Source organism: Duganella zoogloeoides, from assembly GCF_034479515.1.
Taxonomy (GTDB): domain Bacteria; phylum Pseudomonadota; class Gammaproteobacteria; order Burkholderiales; family Burkholderiaceae_D; genus Rugamonas; species Rugamonas zoogloeoides.
Genome location: NZ_CP140152.1, coordinates 4079482 through 4099355 on the forward strand (window position 1 = coordinate 4079482; position 19874 = coordinate 4099355).

Genomic DNA, 19874 nt, shown 5'->3' on the forward strand with positions numbered 1-19874 from the left:
ACAAAGTAGAAAAAGGCCTGTTACCGGTGCAAAAAGTGGGTGGAATGACGTAAAACCATGCAAATGCGTGGGATTTTTGCTAGGATGCGGTCAGTTTTCCACAACCTCCAGCATGGCCACAGACAAAGAACTCTCCGACTTCCTCGAGAACGTCGAACGGCGCGCCTTCAAGCAAGCGGTGTACGCGGTGCGCAAGGACGAATCGGCCCTGGACATCGTGCAGGACGCGATGATCAAGCTCGCCGAAAAATACGGCGACAAGCCGGCCGCCGAGCTGCCCATGCTGTTCCAGCGCATCCTGCAAACCACCATCCTCGATTACTTCCGCCGCGAAAAAGTCCGCAATACCTGGGTCACGCTGTTTTCCGGCATGGGATCGTCCAAGGATGGCGACGAGGACTTTGATATACTCGAATCTTTCTCCGAGGAAGGTTCTGAAGCCGCGGAATCGTCCGCCGACAAGGTCGAACGCCAGCAAATGCTGGAATTGATCGATAACGAGGTTCAAAAGCTTCCGGCACGTCAACGAGAAGCGTTCCTGATGCGTTATTGGCAGGACATGGATGTGGCTGAAACAGCCGAAGCAATGGGATGTTCCGAAGGGAGCGTGAAGACGCATTGCTCACGCGCAACTCACGCACTGGCCGCCTCGCTCAAAGCCTTGGGAATTAAATTATGAACACCGACGATCTGAACTTCGCGTACAAGGTACGCCACGCGCTCAACGAGCGTCTCGACGACCTGCCCGCATCCACCACCGACCGGCTGGCGCAGGCGCGCAAGCTGGCCATGGCCCGCAAGAAAGCCCACGTGGCAGCGCCGCTCACCGTGCGCCAGGCCCGGTTCGCTACTGCCGGCCATGGTGATAACGGCGGCGTGCTGTCGCAGGGCTTCGGCTGGCTCGGCCGCATGGGCGTGGCGCTGCCACTGCTGCTGCTCGTTGGCGGCCTCACCGGCATCTACCACTTCGAAGAGCAGCAACGCATTGCCGACCTGGCCGAGATGGACGCCGCCGTGCTGTCCGACGAGCTGCCGCCCACGGCCTACCTCGACCACGGCTTCAACGCCTACCTGGCGCAGAGCGAGCAATAATGGCGGTCAGTGGTTCGGCCGGCATGGGCATCGCCGCACTGGCGGTGTTAGCGGTAGCAGCAGGTGGTGCGGCATGGGTCGGTCCGAGCGCCAATGCGCCCTCGGCGCTCGCGGCGGTTGTGCCCGGCGCACCAGGTGCCCCTGAAAAAACCCTGTGGAAAGACCTGACGCCGGCACAAAAAATCGCGCTCGAGCCGCTGGCCGCCGAGTGGGACAAGGTCGAACCGATCCGCAAGCAGAAGTGGCTGGCGATCGCCAGGCGCTACACCGCCATGAAACCCGACGAGCAGTTGCGGGTGCAGGAACGCATGCGCGAGTGGGTGCGCATGACGCCCGAGGAGCGGCGCCAGGTGCGCGAAAACTTCGCACGCGCGCAAAAGGTCGATCCGTCGAAAAAATCCACGCAGTGGGAAAACTACCAGCAATTGTCCGACGTGCAGAAGCAGCAGCTGGCGGCCAAGGCAGCCAACTCTGCCAGCAAGAAGCAGCTGGCCAACCTGCCCACGCCGTCGCAAAGCAAGCAGCAGTTGCCGACGCCGATCAAGCCGCACGTTGCGCCACCAGCCACACCATTGCCAGCGCCCGCGCCATGGCTCGATCCGGCCACCGGCCAGCCCTGGCCCGATGCATCCAATATCGCGCCGGTCATTACGCCACCGGCGCCGGCCCCAGCTGCTGCGCCAGCGACGGTTCCCCAGCCTCCCGCCCCACCGGCGTCCGTCGCGCCGGCCATCCCCGATGCCACCAAATAACGTCACGACCTTCCCTACCGTCAAACGCCGCCTGGTATCGATGGTGTACGAATTCCTGCTGGCGTTTGCGGTATTGTTCCTGCCGTTCCTGATTTTCGAAATGATCACCGGCGCCAGCCATGCGCCGCTGATCGAACACCTGCGCCAGGTGTTGTGCTTCGTGGTGCTCGGAGTCTATTTCGTCCACCAGTGGACGCGCGAAGGCCAGACCCTGGCCATGCGCACCTGGCGCCTCAAGCTGGTCCACCCGGGCCACGACCGCGTGGCGCCGCGCGTGGCGATGCTGCGTTATTTGCTGTGCTGGTTGTGGGTATTGCCGGCAGTGATAGTCTGCGGCGTGTTCGGCTTGCAGCACTGGCAGGCGCTGGGCGCGGTGCTGGCAGGTGTGTTGCTGTGGTCGTTGACGGCACTGTTCGACAAAGAGCGCCAGTTCCTGCATGACCGCCTGACGGGCACGCGGCTGGTGCAACTGCCGGCGCCGCCCAAGAAGCACAAACCGGTCGCACCGTAGCAGTATTGTCATAAATGCTTGCATTTTTTGAATTACAATAAAGGCAAGCCTTGCGGTTTCTGCTGCAAGGCGCCGCACCCGCCGGGTGCGTCCCTAAACCTGCCTGGAAACCACATGCAATTTATGAAAATGAAGCTTCTTGCTGCGCTAGCCGTTGGCGCCGCTGCCATGCCTGCAATGGCCGCTCCCCTGTTCGGCGTGACCTACGCCGGTGACTTTTCCCCCACCGCCATCAACAACGCCGGCCAGGTCGTCGGTCGCATCGCCGGCCAAACCGTGCTATACAGCGGCAGCGGTCTGTCGGTGCTCGGCGGCAGCAACATGGTGGTGACCGGCATCAATGATGCCGCCACTGTCGTCGGCTATCAAACCTCGCCTACCGGCGTACGTCAGGCTTTCATCCAGTCCGATGGCACGCTCACCAATATCGGCGGCGCGAGTGTGGAAGTAGGCGATCTGTCGATCAACAATGCTGGCCAGGTAGCCGGCAGCTTCGGGGTGGGCGGCGACCAGCGCCACGGCTTCGTGTACCAGAATGGCACACTGACCGACCTCAATCCTGGACAACCTGCGCCATTCGAGGGTTCGGCCACCGCCATCAACAACCAGGGACAGATCGTCGGCACCGCCGGCGAGTATTCCTGGACGGCCACCCCAGTAATTTATGCCAATGGCACCACCACGCCGCTGGCCAATAGCCACCCGGACGGCTACCAGATGTACGCCAACGGCATCAGCGACAACGGCGACATCCTGCTGCAGGGCCGCTACGGCCCGAGCATGGTAACGGAAAGTTTTGTATATTCGAATGGCGTGCTGACCAACATCGGCGCCTTTAGCGGCATCGACATCAACAAGTCCTCGCTGGTGGTCGGTACCGACTACCTCGGCGGCGGTACCGCGCAACTGTGGGACAACGGCACGCTGTACAACCTCAACAGCTTGATCGACCCGGCCTCGGGATGGTACCTGCAGTCTGCTGTCGGCATCAATGACAGCAACCAGATTGCCGCCTTTGGATGCCGTACCACCGGCGCCCTGGAATGCGGCACGCTGATCCTGTCGGCGCAAGGAGTGTCCGCAGTACCGGAGCCGACCACCTACGCCATGATGCTGGGCGGCCTGGGCATGCTCGGTTTCATGGCGCGCCGCCGCCGCGCGGCCAGGCCGGCCGCATGAGGTAATCAGAAGCGCTCGTGGTCCTGCAAGTAGCGCCACTCGCCTGCCGGCAAGCTGGCCATGGCGATGCGGCCGACGCGGATGCGCTTCATCGATACCACCTCGAGGCCCACCATCTTGCACATGTGCTCGATCTGGCCGGGCTTCGGTCCCTTGACCGCAAAGCGCAGGCGATTCTCGTTCTGCCAGCTGACCTTGATCGGCGCCAGCGGCTTGCCGTTGAACGGCAGGCCGTGATTCAATAAAGCCAGGCCGTTATCTTTGATTTGGCCACCCACTTCCACGATGATTTCCTCTTCGATCTTGCTCGAATCATCGACCAGCTTGCGCGTGACGCGGAAGTCCTGGGTGAAGATCAGCAAGCCGCTGGCTTTGGTTTCCAGCGGCGTGGTCAGGGTCAGGTTGGTGAAGTGGCGCTTTAACACGCGCTGGGCTGGCGCCGTGCGCGTGAGCGTTGCCGGCTGCAGCAGGTGCAGCGCCTGCTGGCCATCCTTGCCGATGCCGCCGTTCACACCGGCCGGTTTATGCAGCAGCAGCGTGACCGGTACGATTTCCAGCAAGGTGGCGTCGTCGGCCACCGTGATCTGCTGCTCCGCCGTCACGCGTGCGCCGGCGTCTTCCACCACCGCGCCATCGACGCTGACGTAACCGCCCTCGATATAGACCTCGGCCTCGCGGCGCGAACAGGGGCGTTCCTCGGCCAGGCGCTTGGCCAGGCGGACGGTGTTGTCGTTGTCCTTGTCAGGGGTGTTCATCCGAAAAAATCTCCAAATACGGTAATTGCGCGATCGATATCGTCGCGCGTGGCATCCATGTGCGTGACGATGCGCAGCCGGGGCGCCATCGACACGCGGATGCGAGTCAGTTGCAGCACGTCGTTCAACCCCTGGCATACGAACGAGGGAATGTCGACGTAAAAAATATTCGTTTGCGGCGTGCTGACCTTGATCTTCTTCATCTTGGCCAGCTCGCCCGCGAAGTACGCAGCATTGGCGTGGTCGTCGGCCAGGCGGCCGATATTGTGCTCGAGCGCATACAGGCCACCGGCAGCGATCATGCCGGCCTGGCGCATGCCGCCACCGAGCATCTTGCGCCAGCGCTTCGCTTCCTTGATTAACGGTCGGGTGCCGCACAGGATCGAACCCACCGGCGCACCCAGGCCTTTCGACAGGCAGATCGACGCGCTGTCGAAACCGGCCAGCGCCTCGCGCGGACTCACGCCCAATTTCACAGCGGCGTTGCACAGGCGCGCGCCGTCGAGGTGCGTGGCCAGGCCCTTGTCATGCGCCAGCGTGGTCGCCTGGCGCGTATAGTCGAGGCTGAGCACGCGGCCGCCGATGGTGTTTTCCAGCGCCAGCAGGCGCGTGCGCGCAAAATGAAAATCGTCGGGCTTGATGTAGGCGGCGATGTCGTCCAGCGCAATGCCGCCATCGGGCTGATTGATGATCGGCTGCGGCTGGATGCTGCCCAATACGGCCGCGCCACCGCCTTCGTACTTGTAGGTGTGCGCTTCCTGGCCGACCAGGTATTCGTCGCCGCGTCCGCAGTGGACCAGCAGCGCCAGCAGGTTGCTCTGCGTGCCCGATGGCGCGAACAGTGCATCCTCGTAGCCGAACAGGTCGGCCGCATATTCCTGCAGGCGGTTGACGGTGGGGTCGTCGCCATAGACGTCGTCGCCGACGTCCGCTGCGTTCATGGCGGCGCGCATGGCCGCGCTGGGGCGGGTGACGGTGTCGCTGCGCAGGTCCAGCCACTTTTCATTATGCTCAGCCATCGTGCCCTGCCCCTTTATAAATTATTAGGTTATACCTGCTCTGTAAAGAATCGCTTGTCCATTTCCTGCAAACCTACCGTGTCGAGTACCTCCTTGAGGCGCTCGGCGGGCCGCTGGCGCGGCAGGTTTTTATACGTGGCGATAATCAGCTCGTTCTTCATCGAGTGCTCCCAGCCCACCAGTTCCGTCACCGTCACCTGGTAGCCATGGGCTTCCAGTTGCAGGCAACGCAGCACGTTGGTGATCTGGCTGCCGAATTCGCGGGTGTGGATCGGGTGGCGCCAGATTTCGGACAATGCCGACTTGCCCATCGATTGCCCCTTGTTCTTCTTCAGCACCGACGCGACTTCAGCCTGGCAGCACGGCACCAGCACGATGTGCTTCGATTTCTTCTTCAGCGCGAAATCGATGGCGTCATCGGTGGCGGTGTTACACGCATGCAGCGCGGTGACGATGTCGATCTGCGGCGGCAGCAATGTCGATTCGGTGGACTCGGCCACCGACAGCGGCAAAAACGACATGCCCGGGAAATCGAACTGCGCGGCCAGCTGCTGCGAGCGCGCCACCAGTTCTTCGCGCGTCTCGATACCGTAGATATGCGAACCGGCTTCGAGCGCCTTGAAGAACAGGTCGTAGATGATGAAGCCGAGGTACGATTTGCCGGCGCCATGATCGACCAGCGACACGTGGCCCTTGGCAGCCAGCACGTCTTTCAGCAGCGGCTCGATGAACTGGTACAGGTGATAGACCTGCTTCAGCTTGCGGCGGCTGTCCTGGTTCATCTTGCCGTCGCGCGTGAGGATGTGCAGCTCCTGCAGCAGCGCCACGGTCTGGCCTTCGCGGATTTCGGGCATGTTGTCGGCGCCGGTCACAGTCGTACCGATTTTACCTGTGCCGATTTTACCTGCGCCGGTTTTCGGCGCTACCGACTTGGCAGCCGGTTTGTTTGCCGGCCTCTGTGCGCCAGCCTTGGCAGACGCCATATCAGTGGCTGCCTTCGCTGGCGTGGTTGATCGTGTATTTCGGGATCTCGATCACCATGTCTTCGTCGGCCACCACGGCCTGGCACGACAGGCGCGACACGGCTTCCAGGCCCCAGGCCTTGTCCAGCATGTCTTCTTCGGTTTCGCTCGCTTCGTTCAGCGACTCGATCCCCTCGCGCACCAGCACGTGGCAGGTGGTGCAGGCGCACGATTTTTCGCACGCGTGCTCGATGTTGATGTCGTTCTCGAGCATGATGTCGCACAGGGTCTGGCCCGACTTGGCTTCAACAACGGCGCCGTCCGGGCACAGTTTGGCGTGGGGCAGGAATACGATTTGTGGCACTTGATACCTCTACATTTAATTTTGACGCCGCCGTCATCCTCGCGAGCGCGGGGATCCATAGACACGCAATTTAGCCGGCTTCGTATCGATTCCCGCGTGCGCGGGAATGACGGAGCAGAGACCAATGGTTTTTACACTACCTGATTCAGCGCCTTGCCCGCCAGCGCGCTGCGCACGCTGCGGTCCATCCGGCGCGACGCGAATTCTTCGGTGCCATGCGCCAGCGCTTCCACCGCCGCTTTCACGGCGCCGTGGTCGGCCGCGCCGCTTTGCGACCTGGCCAATACGTCGCGGGTGGCGGCCAGCAACGCATCGACTGCCGCGCTCTCTTCGTCGGACAGCAAGGCGGCGTCTTCGTCCAGCGCCGCCTGCGTGGCCAGCAGGATGCGTTCCGCTTCCACCTGCTCTTCGCGCAGCGCGCGGGCGATCATATCCACGTCGGCAGACTTGTACGACTCTTGCAGCATGCGCGCCACGTCGTCGTCCCCTAACCCATAGGCCGGCTTGACGCTGATCGACGCCTCCACGCCCGAGCGCAGTTCGCGCGCCGACACCGACAGCAGGCCATCGGCATCGACCTGGTACGTGATGCGGATACGCGCCGCGCCCGCCGCCATCGGTGGAATGCCGCGCAATTCAAAACGCGCCAGCGAACGGCAGTCGGTCACCAGTTCGCGCTCACCTTGCAGCACGTGCACGGCCAGCGCGGTCTGGCCATCCTTGAAAGTGGTGAACTCCTGCGCACGCGCGCACGGAATGGTCGAATTGCGCGGGATGATTTTTTCCACCAGCCCGCCCATGGTCTCGATGCCGAGCGACAGCGGAATCACGTCGAGCAGCAACCAGTCGTCGCCGGCGGCGCGGTTGCCGGCCAGCAGATTGGCCTGCACGGCAGCGCCGAGCGCCACCACTTTGTCGGGGTCGATATTGGCGTGCGGCGTGGTGTGGAAGTACTCGCCCACCGCGCGCTGCACGTGCGGCATGCGCGTGGCGCCGCCGACCATGACCACGCCATCGACGTCGTCTGGATCGATGCTGGCGTCGCGCAGCGCCTTCTTGATCGCGTTCATGGTCTTGGCGACCAGGTGTTTGGTGATCTCGTGGAAGGTCTCGGCGGTGATGCGCAGGTGGACTTCCTCGCCCGAGTTGAGGATGGCGTCAACCGTCACTTCGGTCTTGTTCGACAACAGTTCCTTTGCCTCGCGCGCCTTGATCATCAGGGTGGCGGTGTCTTCGTCGGACAGCGGCGCCAGTTTTTCCTGTTGATGGATGTAGCAGAACAGGCGGTGGTCGAAGTCGTCGCCGCCCAGCGCCGAATCGCCGCCGGTGGACAGGACTTCGAACACGCCTTTCGACAGGCGCAGGATCGAAATGTCGAAGGTGCCGCCACCGAGGTCATAGACGGCGTACACGCCTTCGGAGCCGTTATCGAGGCCGTAGGCAATCGCCGCAGCGGTCGGCTCGGACAGCAGGCGCAGCACGTTGATGCCGGCCAGTTGCGCGGCATCCTTGGTGGCCTGGCGCTGGGCGTCGTCGAAGTAGGCCGGGACGGTGATTACCGCGCCCACCAGGTCGTCGCCAAGCGAATCTTCCGCGCGCTGGCGCAGGGTGGCCAGGATTTGCGCCGAGATCTCCACCGGGCTCTTGATGCCGGCCACGGTTTTCAGCTGCACCATGCCGGGCGTGTCCTGGAAATCGTACGGCATGTTTTCCACGTAGGCGATATCGGCCAGGCCGCGTCCCATGAAGCGCTTGACGGAGACGATGGTGTTTTTCGGATCCGTCGCCTGCGCCTGCTGGGCCTTGTAGCCGATGTTGGCGTGGCCGTTGGGCAGGTAGCGCACCACGGACGGCAGCAGCGGCCGGCCGTCTTCGTCATTGAGCACTTCCGGGATGCTGTTGCGCACGGTGGCAACCAGTGAATTGGTGGTGCCAAGGTCGATCCCGACCGCCAGCCGATGCTGGTGCGGTGCGGTGGACATGCCTGGTTCGGAGATTTGCAGAAGTGCCATGGGTGGAACCTGTATTCTTGTTGGTTTGCCTGGGCGGCATGGGGAACCTGTAGCGGCCCCGCAGGCCTCAGGCTTCGATTGCTTCGAAGGCGAAGCGGACTTCTTCGCCGAATTTTTCGAGGAACATCAGCGCGCGCACACCCTGGGCCGCGCCGGTGTAATCGGCAGCGTCGAGCTGCTGTTCGATGTCGGCCAGCTGCGCCTTGCGGGCAGCGCGCAGGTCGCGGTCGAGCGCGTCGAGGGCGTCGGCATCCTTTGCGGCGCGGGCGTCGCCCAGCGCTTCGCGCCATTCCATCTGCTGCATCAAAAACGCTACCGGCATCGCGGTATTCGATTCGGTTTGCAGATCGACGCCGTGCAGCTCGCACAGGTACTGGGCGCGCTTTTGCGGGTTCTTCAGCGTCTGATACGCCTCGTTGGCGCGCGTGGCCCACTGCATGGCGACGCGCGTTTCAGCATCGGTCGCGTTGACGAATTTGTCCGGGTGGACCCGGCCTTGCACGTCGCGGTAGGCGTTGTCGAGCGCATGGGCATCGACCGCGTACCGCTGCGGCAGCTGGAACAGCTCGAAGTGATTTTGCATAGGCGGTTTAAATACGGAAACTCTCGCCGCAACCGCAAGCGTCTTTTTCGTTCGGGTTGTGGAACTTGAAGCCCTCGTTCAAGCCTTCGCGTGCGAAGTCCAGCTCGGTGCCGTCGATATACGGCAGGCTTTTCGGATCGACGAATACCTTCACGCCGTGCGACTCGAACACGCTGTCCTCGTCGGCCACTTCATCGACATACTCGAGCTTGTACGCCAGGCCCGAGCAGCCGGTGGTACGCACGCCAAAACGCAAACCGACGCCCTTGCCGCGGCGTTCGATGTAGCGATTGATGTGCTTGGCTGCTTTTTCGGTCAGGGTAATTGCCATCTAATTCTCCGTGCCGGCGACAGCCGGCCTATATAAAACCAAAGTTGTTGTAATGCGATTGTGGTCAGGCGTGGCGGCGAAGGCAGTACGCCACTACGGCGCACCACGATCGCATTTCAACAACTTTAAGCGGCGACTGCTGGGTGCTTGGCTTGATAGTCCTGAACAGCCGCCTTGATCGCGTCTTCTGCCAGGATCGAGCAGTGAATCTTGACCGGTGGCAGTGCCAGTTCTTCGGCGATTTGCGTGTTCTTGATGGCCAGTGCCTGGTCCAGGGTTTTACCCTTGACCCATTCGGTCACCAGCGAACTCGAGGCGATGGCCGAACCGCAGCCGTACGTCTTGAATTTCGCATCTTCGATCAGGCCATCGGCGCCGACCTTGATTTGCAGTTTCATCACGTCGCCGCACGCTGGCGCGCCCACCATGCCGGTACCGATGCTGTCATCGCCCTTGTCGAAAGCGCCGACGTTGCGTGGGTTTTCGTAGTGGTCCAGTACTTTTTCCGAGTAAGCCATTTTGTTGCTCCTGTATCTTTTAGGTGATTCGTACGTAGCGCGCAGCGTGATTAATGCGCGGCCCACTGGATCGAGCTGATGTCGATCCCTTCCTTGAACATGTCCCACAGCGGCGACAGTTCACGCAATTTGCCCACTTTCGACTTCATCAGTTCGATGGCGAAGTCGATGTCTTCTTCGGTCGTGAAACGGCCGATGGTAAAGCGGATCGAGCTGTGCGCCAGTTCGTCGCTGCGGCCCAGGGCACGCAACACGTACGATGGCTCCAGGCTGGCCGAGGTGCAGGCCGAACCGGACGACACGGCCAGGTCTTTCACGGCCATGATCAGCGACTCGCCCTCGACGTAGTTGAAGCTGACGTTGAGGTTGTGCGGCACGCGGTGGTCCATGTCGCCGTTGATGTAGGTTTCTTCGATTTCCTGCAGGCCCGTGGCCAGGCGGTCGCGCAGCGCCTTGATGCGCGAAATTTCGGTATCCATTTCCACTTTGGCCAGGCGGAACGCTTCGCCCATGCCCACGATCTGATGGGTAGGCAGCGTACCCGAACGCAAGCCGCGCTCGTGGCCGCCACCGTGCATTTGCGCTTCGATGCGCACGCGCGGCTTGCGGCAAACGTACAGCGCGCCCACGCCTTTCGGGCCGTAGGTTTTGTGCGCGGTAAAGGTCATCAGGTCGACCTTGGTTTTTTGCAGGTCGATCACGATCTTGCCGGTCGCTTGCGCAGCGTCGCAGTGGAAGATGATGCCTTTCGAGCGGCACAGCGCGCCGATCTCGTCGATCGGCTGGATCACGCCGATTTCGTTATTCACCAGCATGACCGAAATCAGGATGGTGTCGGGACGGATGGCGGCGGTCAGCTGCTCGATGGTGATCAGGCCGTTGTCCTGCGGTTCCAGGTACGTCGCTTCGAAGCCCTGGCGCTCCAGTTCGCGCACGGTGTCGAGCACGGCCTTGTGCTCGGTTTTTACCGTGATGATGTGCTTGCCCTTGGTCTTGTAGAACTGCGCTGCGCCCTTGATGGCGAGGTTGTTCGACTCGGTGGCGCCGGAGGTCCAGATGATTTCGCGCGGGTCTGCATTGACCAGGGCGGCGACGTGGGCGCGCGCCTCTTCCACCGCTTTTTCAGCAGTCCAGCCGTACATATGGCTGCGCGATGCGGGATTGCCGAACTGCTCGCGCAGGTAAGGAATCATGGCATCGGCCACGCGCGGGTCGATCGGCGTGGTGGCCGAATAGTCCATATAAATAGGGAAATGCGGCGCGGTCTGGAACTTTACGGCGGCGAGATTTTTTTCTGGGGCGTTCATCTGGTAACTCCGTTCATCTTTTGTTTTTAGCCTGGCAAGCAATGCGCTCAACCCAACGCGGCCTGGTTTTCATTGCGGTGCATGACCACCACGCTTTGGTCGGCATGCTTTTGCTTCTGTTGATCGACCAGATCCTGCAACGACACCGAATCGAGGTAATCAACCATTTTTTCGTTCAGCGTGGCCCACAACTCGTGGGTCATGCAACGCACGCCACTGGCGGCGTCCGCCCCGTGGCAATTTTCCTTGCCGCCACACTGGGTGGCGTCCAGCGGCTCATCGACGGCGATGATGATGTCGGCCACCGTGACCTTGTCCGCCCGGCGGGCCAGGCTGTAACCCCCCCCCGGACCACGGATCGATTCGACAATTTCGTGGCGGCGCAACTTGCCGAACAATTGCTCCAGGTACGACAGCGAAATGGCCTGGCGCTGGCTGATGCCCGATAGCGTGACCGGACCCTTGCCTTGGCGCAAAGCCAGGTCGATCATCGCAGTCACAGCAAAACGGCCTTTAGTGGTCAGACGCATCACTACCTCGGTTCGGTTAAAATATCGACCCTGCCTGCCCCGCTCAGTGTACGTTTAAGCCTGAGTAGTTGATCGAATTAGTCAAGTATACCAAACTTTGGCGAAGCTTGCCGGTGGCCCTTCGGTTTCGACCTGTGGCTAAGCTTTCAATAGTTGCATCGGGCCAAACAGCGTGTGCATGTCCTGGTTGCCAATAAAACTCAGGTTGTACGGGTGCTCCGCCACGATCTGCGGAAACTCTTTCATCACCGGCAATTTCTTCAGCAATTCGGCGATCTTGCCCCACAAAATCATGGTGGGCGTGGCGGCCGACTGCGCGGCCAGACCGGCCATCACGGTCTCGAAAAACGGCAGCCAGGCCTTGGCATCTTTAACGGGCGCGACGTCGCTGCGGAACACCAGCGACGCGTTCAGCAACAAAAAGCCCTGGCCAGTCAACTTGCGCTGCATGTCGTCCAGGGTCTGGATATGGGTGCCGGCGCCGCTGCGCGCGCGGGTCGAGACAGCCGCCATGGCATCGCCGGCGGTATTGTCCAGTTGCAGCTGGCCATCGGCCACCAGCAGCATTTTCATGAAGTTGCGCAGCGAGGTGGCCTTGTTGACCGCTTTCGATAAGCCGCCACCCTCCTCGCTCGACCACAGGCTGCCGACGGCGCCATCCATGAAGCACACGCCGGTGGCACTCAGCGCACGCGGATACGGCCCCTCGCCCACCAGCACATAGCGCACCTGGTCCAGCGGCAAGGCGAAGGCGGCAAACAAACGGCCTTCGGTGGGTAAATACTGGTCAACCGCCAGCTGCGGCAGGTAATCGGGCGTGGCCTTCATCACCGCCTGCAGACCCTCGATTAACAACGGGCGCCAGGAAGCGTCGGCGCCAGCGAGCGCGGCAAGGATAGGATCGGGGATGGTCATGGCTGCAAGGCAATCGGACAAAGGCGAGATTGTAACGTGACTGCTTGCAGCTTTCTATTTATAAATGGTTGATTATTGTTCCAGCCAGCCGCCTTCGAAGCCGGCCCGCTGCAGGCCGGCGCGGATGTACTCATTGCCACGCATCAGGCGCCAGATAAAATCGTGCAGGTAGTTGTCGGCCATGATGATGGCCGGCCCCTTGTCGATGCCGAAGTGGTACGGCGACACCCAGCGCACGCAGCCGCCCCGTGCGTGGTGGAACACGGTGGAAAACGAGGGTTTGAAGCCGCACTGGCGCTGTTCGTGCAAGTCCAGGGTCTGGTAGTGGCGGATGGTCGGCAGCACGATCTCGGGCGCGAACGGCAATGACGCTGCCACTGCCCACGGCGCCAGCGTGCCGTCGTCCGGGCCGTACGGTACGCCGCGGGCGATGTAATCGTAAAATTTTCGCTGCACGCCGCCGATCTTGCGGGTGCCCGGGCCCGGACCGTCGCAGGCCGAGATGCCCCAGTGCAGCGCGTCGTACTCGGGAAAGCCGAGCGGGTTTTCAATCGCATAGCGCTGCTGGACCAGCGTGGCGCGGCGGCTGTTCTCAAAGTAGTCGAGGTCGTGGGCACGCATGGGATGATCGCGGATGCCGCGCATATCGAGCCACACGTGCGACATCTGGTGGATGAACAGCGGCCCCGCGTACAGGTATTCGATGTCGTACACGGTTTTCCATTCATAGCTGGCAGCCCAGGCGTCGTAGCTGTCGCGTTCGATCGGGTACGTGGGCGAGCCCAGCGCCAGCACGTACAGGATCAGCGCCTCGTCGTAACCTTCCCAGTGCCAGCGCAGGAAACCTTTGCCCGGCTTCCAGCCGTGGCACAGCAGGCGCTTGCGGCGGCGCATCCATTGCCAGTCCACGCGACGGTACAGCAAGTCGCCCAGGTCGCGGATTTCGCGTTCATCGTCATCGGCGCCGGTGAAGTATTCAACCACAGCCAGCACGCCGGCGATCAGCAGCGCGGTGTCGATACTGGACAGTTCGCTGTCGCGCGCCCGTGCGCCGGTGTCCATGTCGAGAAAGTGATAATAAAAACCCTTGTAGCCGCTGGCGGTCGGCGATTCGCTCTGCTCGCAGTTGGCGAAAAATCGCAATGTGGTCAAGGTGCGGGCGATGGCATCGGAACGCGGCATGAAGCCGCGCTCGACGGCAATCGGGTAGCAGGTCAACGCCATGCCAACCGCCGCGATGCTGGCGGGCCAGCCGGCGCCGGCCGTCTTGTCACGCACCAGGCCGTTGGCCGGATTGGCTTCGGTGACAAAGTAGTCGAACGATTCTCTCTGCAATTGGCCCAGCAGCGCCACCGTCGCGTCATCGACTGCGAGCGGCGGGCGCTCGATACGCGGCATAGTCGTCATGTCAGGCCCGGGCAGTTGTTGTAAAACTGCATCGTGTCACACCTGTGGCCGGTGGTATGTGCCTGAACTAACGGACCAGCTTGCCCGAATGACGCTATTCGGCATCCGGCTGCGCTGCCGGGTGCGCGCGCTGGAACGCGGGCAACGCCGCGCAGTGATCGTGGATGCGCGTGATGGTGGGATACGGCGCCAGATCGACACCGAAACGCTGGGCGGAAAACACCTGCGGCGCCAGGCAGCAATCGGCCAGGCCGGGCTGGTCGCCGTGGCAAAAGGTGCCGGTGCGCGGGTCGCCGGCCAGCATGGCTTCGAGCGCCGCCATGCCGGTGCGCAGCCAGTGCTGCTGCCACGCCAGCTTGGTCTCGTCGGTTTGTTCCAGCTGGCCGGTCAGGTATTTCAGCACGCGCAGATTGCCCAGCGGATGGGTATCGGCCGCGATGGTCAGCGCCAGCGCACGCACGCGGGCCCGGCCAGCGGGGTCTGGCGGCAGCAAGGGGACTTGCGGCCGGGTCTCGTCGAGGTACTCAAGAATGGCCAGCGACTGGGTCAGGATCGCGCCGTCATCGTCGAGCGCGGGCACCAGCCCGGCCGGGTTGATGGCGCGGTACGCCGCCTGCAACTGCTCGCCGCCACCGCGCAGCAGGTGCACGGGCAGGGCTTCGTAGTCCAGTCCCTTCAGTTCGAGCGCGATGCGCACCCGGTAGGCAGCCGAGCTGCGGAAATAGGTGTAGAGCTTCATCAGCTTTTTTCGCCGTAGTGAACGACGGCCTGGTCGATGGCGCCAAAGATGCTGGCGCCGTTGGCGTCCATCATCTCGATGCGCACGCGGTCGCCGAACTGCAGGTATGCGGTTTGCGGCTTGCCCGTTTCGATGGTTTCGTACATGCGCACTTCGGCCAGGCAGCAATAGCCGACACCGCCGTTGGCGATGCTCGAGCCGTGCAGGTTGCCCTGCTTGTTGGACACGGTGCCCGAACCGATGATGGTGCCGGCCGCCAGCTCGCGCGTGGCAGCCGCGTGCGCCACCAGCTGGGCGAAATTGAAGGTCATGTCCTCGCCGGCGTTGGGCTTGCCGAACGGCTGGCCGTTCAGGTCCACCAGCAGCGGCAGGTGCAGCTTGCTGTCCTGCCAGTGCTGGCCCAGTTCGTCGGGCGTGACCGCCACCGGCGAAAACGCGCTGGCCGCCTTCGACTGGAAGAAGCCGAAGCCCTTGGCCAGTTCGTTGGGAATCAGGTTGCGCAGCGAGACGTCGTTGACCAGCATTACCAGGCGGATTGCGGCGGCGGCATCCTCGACAGCCACGCCCATCGGCACGTCGGCGGTGATCACCGCCACTTCCGCTTCCAGGTCGATGCCCCAGTCGGTGCTGAGCGCATAGATCGGGTCGCTGGGCCCGATAAAGCTGTCGGAGCCGCCCTGGTACATCAGCGGATCGGTGTAGAACGACGCCGGCACCTCGGCATTGCGCGCCTTCCGCACCAGTTCCACGTGGTTGATATAGGCAGAGCCGTCGGCCCACTGGTAGGCGCGCGGCAGCGGCGAGTGACAGGCGTGCTGGTCGAATGGCCGCGCATCGACTGCCTCGCCGGTATTGAGGATGTCGTACACCGCATGCAGGCGCGGCGACACCAGATCCCAGTTGTCGAGCGCGTGTTGCAGGGTCGCGGAAATCTTGGGCACCGCTTGATAGTGTGACAGGTCGCGGCTGACGACAACCAGGCGGCCATCGCGGCTGCCGTCCTTGAGGGTGGCGAGCTTCATGCGCGGGCTCCCGGTTGGGCTGTTTTTTTTGCCGACGCGGCTGCGGCGGTGGCGATGGTGCTTTGGTGCATGAGAGGTCTCCGTAATGTGCGCAATGTCTTCCCTGGGATTAGACGCCAATACCAGATATCATGCAAACGAGATTTTTATCCTGATTTATCACATTTCTTTATGAATCCAAGTTTGCGCCACATGCGCGCCCTGGTGGCGCTGACCAAGACCGGCAGTTTTACGCTGGCCGCCGAGCATCTGCACCTGACGCAATCTGCACTGAGCGGGCAGATCAAGGAACTGGAACAGATCCTGGGCTTGCGCGTGGTGGAGCGCACCACGCGCAAGGCGCAATTATCGGAGCTGGGACGCGAACTGACGCCGCTGTTCGAGAAAATGCTGCAAGACCTCGACCGCGCCATGGCCGACATTGCCAGTCGCAAGGCGCTCAAGCAGGGCGTGGTGCGGGTGGCGGCGCCGCAGATGTTGTCGTGCACCCTGCTGCCCGAGGCGATTGCCGCCTACCGCGACCTGCATCCCGACGTGCAGGTGCGGCTGGCCGACAGCCCGGTGGAGCAAGTGTCGGCGCGCGTGTTCAGCGGCGAGGTGGACTTCGGCATCGGCCCCGACCGCGACACCACGGCCGACATTGCAGCCGAACCGCTGTTCGAGATGCCGTTCGTGGTGGTATTTCCCGAAGGCCACCCCTTGCAACAGGCGCAGCACGTGACATGGGCCGACGTTGACCGCTACCCTTTCATTGCATTGCAAGGCCAGTTCACCGAACGGCTGTTGCGCGATATGCACACTTCATTCCGGGATTTATCGCTGCGGCCAGCCAACGAAGTGACCTTCATGACCACTGCGCTGGCCATGGTCCACGCCAACCTCGGCATCACGGTCTGCCTGCCGTATGCCGAGAAAATGATAGCGCTGTACGGCCTGCACATGCGTCAACTACAGGCGCCAGCACTGACCCGGCGCTTTTTCGTGTACACCCGCAACGCCCGCGCCCTGTCGCCGGCGGCCGACAGTTTTGCTGCGTTTCTAAAGCAATTCGTCGCCACCCATCCATGGCAAGTATCATTGCTGTAAAGAATATTTACATTTAATCCAATGACACACTGACAAGCGCCTGTTTATCCTGAGCCGATGAACATCCTGCATATCGATTCCTGCGTGCGCGGCGACCAGTCGCGCTCACGCCAACATACGGCCGCTACCGTGGCCAAGCTGACCGCCGCCCACCCGGGCGCCCACACCATCTACCGCGACCTGGCGGCCGCACCGCTGTCGCACGTGAGCGGCCCGCTGCTGCAAGCGATGAGTCGGCAATGGAACGCCGCCATCCCCATGCATCCCGACCTGCGTGCCGAAGTGTTGCTCAGCGCCGCGCTGCTGCAAGAATTCATCGATGCCGACATCGTGGTGGTCGGTGCACCCATGCACAATTATTTCGCGCCCTCGTCGCTGAAGGTGTGGCTGGACCGTTTGCTGCCTTTGCATGATCCGGGTGAAAACGATTGCATGGCCGAAATACAGGTGGTGCTGGTGACGTCCGGCGCGGACGACCCGGCCAGCGCCACGCTGATGCGGCACTACGAACAGCAGTTGCAGGCCGCCTTCGCGTCGATCGGTGTGCGACAATTGCAGATCGCGCGCAGCAGCGATTTTGCCGCGCAGGCAGACCGTGCCTGACCTGCTGGCAGTGCCACAGGCGGACACACCACAGCACAGCAAGACCGACATGACAGCAGACACCATCGCCATCAACCAGAAAATGGACCAGTTCGACGGCCACCACAGCGTATGGCTGTTCGGCTACGGCTCGCTGATCTACAAGGCCGACTTCCCCTACCTGCAACGGCGCCCTGCAAGCATCGCCAACTGGACCCGGCGCTTCTGGCAAGGCTCGCACGACCACCGCGGCACGCCCGACGCGCCGGGCCGCGTAGTGACCCTGATCGAAGCGCCGGGCGCCATCTGCCACGGCATGGCCTACCTGATCACGCCCGAGATATTCGCCCATCTCGACCATCGCGAAAAGGACGGCTATTTACGGTTGGCTACGCCGATCAGTTTCGAGGATCACCAAGCTGGTGTTGGCGTCGGCGACATGCGCGTGGGCGACGCGCGCGCGGGCGACAATGTCGTCGGCGCCGCTGGCAACGTATCGGCCGACAAAGCTGCCGTTGGAGCCGGCAGCGTCCTGGGACTCGTCTACATCGCCACGCCAGACAATCTCGCCTTCATCGGTGAAGCGTCCGAGCGCGATATCGCCGAGCACATCGCCCGCTCGGCCGGCCCCAGCGGCCCGAACAGCGACTACCTGAACCACCTGGCCCATGCGCTGCGCGAACTGGGCCGCGACGATCCGCACGTGTTCGAAATCGAGCGGCACCTGGTGGAACTGGCCAGCCGGATGGCGCGGACCTGAGCGGCTAACGTCCGCAGCATCCCCGTAACCGGCCGGCACGCTTCGCAGTCCGCGCACCGTGGCCCCATCCGCGCGGCTCAGAACAAATCTAGCTGACCGCTAATGACCACCCTGGCCCGCGCCCCCAGCGGCGGCACCACCAGCGGTCGCACGAACTGCGAGGCGTCCATGGTGTGGAAGCGGCTGCCCTGCCCCGTCAGCCCCAGCCGCTCGGCAGCAATCTTGAAGCGCTGCCTGATCAGGTCGGCCCACACGCCCTCTCCCTTCATGCGCGTGGCGAAGTTGCTGTCGTAGTCCTTGCCGCCGCGCATGTCGCGCACGCGGTTCATCACGCGCTGGGCGCGGTCGGGAAAGTGCGCTTCCAGCCATTGATGGAACAGCGGCGCGACCTCCCACGGCAGGCGCAGCACCGTGTAGTGCGCCGAGACGGCGCCGGCGTCCTTGACCGCCGCCAGCAGGCGTTCGATCTCCGGCTCCGTCACGAACGGGATGATGGGTGCGACGCTCACGGCCACGGGTATGCCGGCGTCGGTGAGCGTGCGGATGGTGCGCAGGCGCCGGGCCGGCGCGGCGGCGCGCGGCTCCAGCGTGCGGGCGATGGCCGGATCGAGCGTGGTGAGCGTGATCGCCACGCCGGCCAGGCGCTGCGCCGCCATGGGCGCCAGGATGTCGATGTCGCGTTCGATCAGCGCCGACTTGGTGATCAGCCCCACCGGGTGGTGGCACTCTTGCAGCACTTCGAGCACGCGGCGCGTGAGCTTGCGGTCGCGCTCGCACGGCTGGTAGGCGTCGGTGTTGACGCCCAGCGCGATCGATTCCGGCACGTAGCCGGACTTGGCCAGTTCGCGGCGCAGCATGTCGGGCGCGTTGACCTTGGCGAAGATCTTGCTCTCGAAGTCCATACCCGGCGACAGGCCAAGATAGCTGTGCGTGGGGCGGGCAAAGCAGTAAATGCAGCCATGTTCGCAACCACGATACGGATTGAGCGAAACACCGAACGGCAAGTCCGGCGAGGCATTGCGGCTGAGGATGGACTTGCAGACCTCGTCGATGACCTGGGTTTTCCATGGTGTGGACTCCTCTTCTTCGCGTTGCCAGCCGTCGTCGTACGCCTCGCGCGCATGAACCTCGAACCTGCCCTGCAGATTGGAGACGGCGCCACGTCCCTTGTGCGCCTTGAGTGACGGCGGCGGCAACATTACATGCGATTGGTTATTTTCGTCGTGGGACATGGCTGACCTGAATACTGTATATATAAACAGTATTCTAGGCGCTGACCCGGACCATATCAAGTTCTAAATCCATCTGTGCACCGCGCCCTGCTTTGGCGCCCCGGCACGAACTGGTATCATGCAGGGCTTCCGGGGGCCAGGCCCCCGCGCGCCTTGCGCGACTCCAACCAATTACACGCCGGAACGCCGCCAAACGCGGTGCGCCGGCACATTCAC

At 62.7% G+C, this 19874-nt stretch carries 23 protein-coding genes and 1 pseudogene; 9 read left to right on the top strand and 15 right to left on the bottom strand.

Annotated features, from left to right (window positions below; all coding sequences use genetic code 11):
* Nucleotides 1-112 precede the first annotated feature (112 nt).
* The 6 genes and pseudogenes from SR858_RS18000 (at nucleotide 113) to SR858_RS27780 (ending at nucleotide 3534) form a co-directional block, all read left to right on the top strand.
* Nucleotides 113-679 (top strand): RNA polymerase sigma factor, encoded by a 567-nt coding sequence (locus SR858_RS18000; RefSeq protein WP_019920379.1) that lies wholly within the window; start codon nucleotides 113-115, stop codon nucleotides 677-679.
* Nucleotides 676-1092 carry a DUF3619 family protein gene (locus SR858_RS18005; RefSeq protein ID WP_019920380.1) on the top strand — a complete coding sequence of 139 codons (417 nt, stop codon included), beginning with the start codon at nucleotides 676-678 and terminating at the stop codon, nucleotides 1090-1092. The genes SR858_RS18000 and SR858_RS18005 overlap by 4 nt, the downstream gene beginning before the upstream one ends.
* Nucleotides 1092-1844: a DUF3106 domain-containing protein gene (locus SR858_RS18010; protein WP_019920381.1), complete on the top strand. Its 753-nt coding sequence runs from the start codon at nucleotides 1092-1094 to the stop codon at nucleotides 1842-1844. Before SR858_RS18005 ends, SR858_RS18010 begins: the two co-directional genes overlap by 1 nt.
* Entirely contained in the window at nucleotides 1831-2355 is a 525-nt protein-coding gene (locus SR858_RS18015; protein ID WP_026637013.1) for an RDD family protein, read from the top strand. The genes SR858_RS18010 and SR858_RS18015 overlap by 14 nt, the downstream gene beginning before the upstream one ends.
* Nucleotides 2356-2676: 321 nt before the next feature.
* Nucleotides 2677-2901, top strand: a pseudogene (locus tag SR858_RS27775) (hypothetical protein); the annotation flags it as partial.
* 234 nt (nucleotides 2902-3135) lie between these two features.
* Complete coding sequence (locus SR858_RS27780) at nucleotides 3136-3534, top strand: FxDxF family PEP-CTERM protein (RefSeq protein WP_407654711.1); 399 nt, start codon at nucleotides 3136-3138, stop codon at nucleotides 3532-3534.
* 5 nt (nucleotides 3535-3539) lie between these two features.
* On the opposite strand, the gene SR858_RS18025 is transcribed toward SR858_RS27780, so the two are convergent.
* The 14 genes from SR858_RS18025 to SR858_RS18090 all read right to left on the bottom strand — a co-directional run bounded on the left by SR858_RS18025 (nucleotide 3540) and on the right by SR858_RS18090 (nucleotide 15998).
* Nucleotides 3540-4289 (bottom strand): rRNA pseudouridine synthase, encoded by a 750-nt coding sequence (locus SR858_RS18025; RefSeq protein ID WP_019920384.1) that lies wholly within the window; start codon nucleotides 4287-4289, stop codon nucleotides 3540-3542.
* Complete coding sequence (ltaE, locus tag SR858_RS18030; protein WP_019920385.1) at nucleotides 4286-5308, bottom strand: low-specificity L-threonine aldolase; 1023 nt, start codon at nucleotides 5306-5308, stop codon at nucleotides 4286-4288. The genes SR858_RS18025 and ltaE overlap by 4 nt, the downstream gene beginning before the upstream one ends.
* A 29-nt stretch (nucleotides 5309-5337) precedes the next feature.
* Nucleotides 5338-6162, bottom strand: a complete 825-nt coding sequence (locus SR858_RS18035) for a class I SAM-dependent methyltransferase (RefSeq protein WP_051120274.1) — start codon at nucleotides 6160-6162, stop codon at nucleotides 5338-5340.
* Nucleotides 6163-6292: 130 nt separating this feature from the next.
* Entirely contained in the window at nucleotides 6293-6634 is a 342-nt protein-coding gene (gene fdx / locus SR858_RS18040; protein WP_019920387.1) for an ISC system 2Fe-2S type ferredoxin, read from the bottom strand.
* A gap of 131 nt (nucleotides 6635-6765) precedes the next feature.
* Nucleotides 6766-8646, bottom strand: coding sequence for a Fe-S protein assembly chaperone HscA (gene hscA, locus SR858_RS18045; RefSeq protein WP_019920388.1), 1881 nt, complete (start codon nucleotides 8644-8646; stop codon nucleotides 6766-6768).
* 67 nt (nucleotides 8647-8713) lie between these two features.
* On the bottom strand, nucleotides 8714-9229 hold the full coding sequence (gene hscB / locus SR858_RS18050) for a Fe-S protein assembly co-chaperone HscB (RefSeq protein ID WP_019920389.1): 516 nt from the start codon (nucleotides 9227-9229) through the stop codon (nucleotides 8714-8716).
* A 7-nt stretch (nucleotides 9230-9236) separates the two neighbouring features.
* On the bottom strand, nucleotides 9237-9560 hold the full coding sequence (gene iscA, locus SR858_RS18055) for an iron-sulfur cluster assembly protein IscA (protein WP_019920390.1): 324 nt from the start codon (nucleotides 9558-9560) through the stop codon (nucleotides 9237-9239).
* Between the two features lie 125 nt (nucleotides 9561-9685).
* Nucleotides 9686-10078 (bottom strand): Fe-S cluster assembly scaffold IscU, encoded by a 393-nt coding sequence (iscU, locus tag SR858_RS18060; protein ID WP_019920391.1) that lies wholly within the window; start codon nucleotides 10076-10078, stop codon nucleotides 9686-9688.
* Between the two features lie 50 nt (nucleotides 10079-10128).
* A complete protein-coding gene (locus SR858_RS18065) occupies nucleotides 10129-11385 on the bottom strand; it encodes an IscS subfamily cysteine desulfurase (RefSeq protein ID WP_019920392.1) in 1257 nt (418 codons plus the stop codon).
* Between the two features lie 47 nt (nucleotides 11386-11432).
* Nucleotides 11433-11915, bottom strand: coding sequence for a Fe-S cluster assembly transcriptional regulator IscR (iscR, locus tag SR858_RS18070; RefSeq protein WP_026637015.1), 483 nt, complete (start codon nucleotides 11913-11915; stop codon nucleotides 11433-11435).
* Nucleotides 11916-12053: 138 nt separating this feature from the next.
* Nucleotides 12054-12830: a uracil-DNA glycosylase family protein gene (locus SR858_RS18075; protein ID WP_019920394.1), complete on the bottom strand. Its 777-nt coding sequence runs from the start codon at nucleotides 12828-12830 to the stop codon at nucleotides 12054-12056.
* 72 nt (nucleotides 12831-12902) lie between these two features.
* Nucleotides 12903-14228: a glucoamylase family protein gene (locus tag SR858_RS18080; RefSeq protein WP_019920395.1), complete on the bottom strand. Its 1326-nt coding sequence runs from the start codon at nucleotides 14226-14228 to the stop codon at nucleotides 12903-12905.
* A 103-nt stretch (nucleotides 14229-14331) separates the two neighbouring features.
* Nucleotides 14332-14976 (bottom strand): maleylacetoacetate isomerase, encoded by a 645-nt coding sequence (maiA, locus tag SR858_RS18085; protein WP_019920396.1) that lies wholly within the window; start codon nucleotides 14974-14976, stop codon nucleotides 14332-14334.
* Nucleotides 14976-15998: a fumarylacetoacetate hydrolase family protein gene (locus SR858_RS18090; RefSeq protein ID WP_019920397.1), complete on the bottom strand. Its 1023-nt coding sequence runs from the start codon at nucleotides 15996-15998 to the stop codon at nucleotides 14976-14978. Before SR858_RS18090 ends, maiA begins: the two co-directional genes overlap by 1 nt.
* A 171-nt stretch (nucleotides 15999-16169) precedes the next feature.
* Between SR858_RS18090 and SR858_RS18095 the strand changes: the two genes are divergently transcribed.
* From SR858_RS18095 to SR858_RS18105, 3 genes are read left to right on the top strand one after another with little or no spacing between them, the layout of a single operon-like run.
* Complete coding sequence (locus SR858_RS18095) at nucleotides 16170-17084, top strand: LysR family transcriptional regulator (protein WP_026637016.1); 915 nt, start codon at nucleotides 16170-16172, stop codon at nucleotides 17082-17084.
* A gap of 57 nt (nucleotides 17085-17141) precedes the next feature.
* On the top strand, nucleotides 17142-17687 hold the full coding sequence (locus tag SR858_RS18100) for an NAD(P)H-dependent oxidoreductase (RefSeq protein ID WP_019920399.1): 546 nt from the start codon (nucleotides 17142-17144) through the stop codon (nucleotides 17685-17687).
* Nucleotides 17688-17736: 49 nt separating this feature from the next.
* Nucleotides 17737-18426: a gamma-glutamylcyclotransferase gene (locus tag SR858_RS18105; protein WP_026637017.1), complete on the top strand. Its 690-nt coding sequence runs from the start codon at nucleotides 17737-17739 to the stop codon at nucleotides 18424-18426.
* 77 nt (nucleotides 18427-18503) lie between these two features.
* Here SR858_RS18105 and SR858_RS18110 read toward each other — a convergent pair whose 3' ends face one another.
* Nucleotides 18504-19658, bottom strand: coding sequence for a PA0069 family radical SAM protein (locus SR858_RS18110; protein WP_019920401.1), 1155 nt, complete (start codon nucleotides 19656-19658; stop codon nucleotides 18504-18506).
* Nucleotides 19659-19874 lie beyond the last annotated feature (216 nt).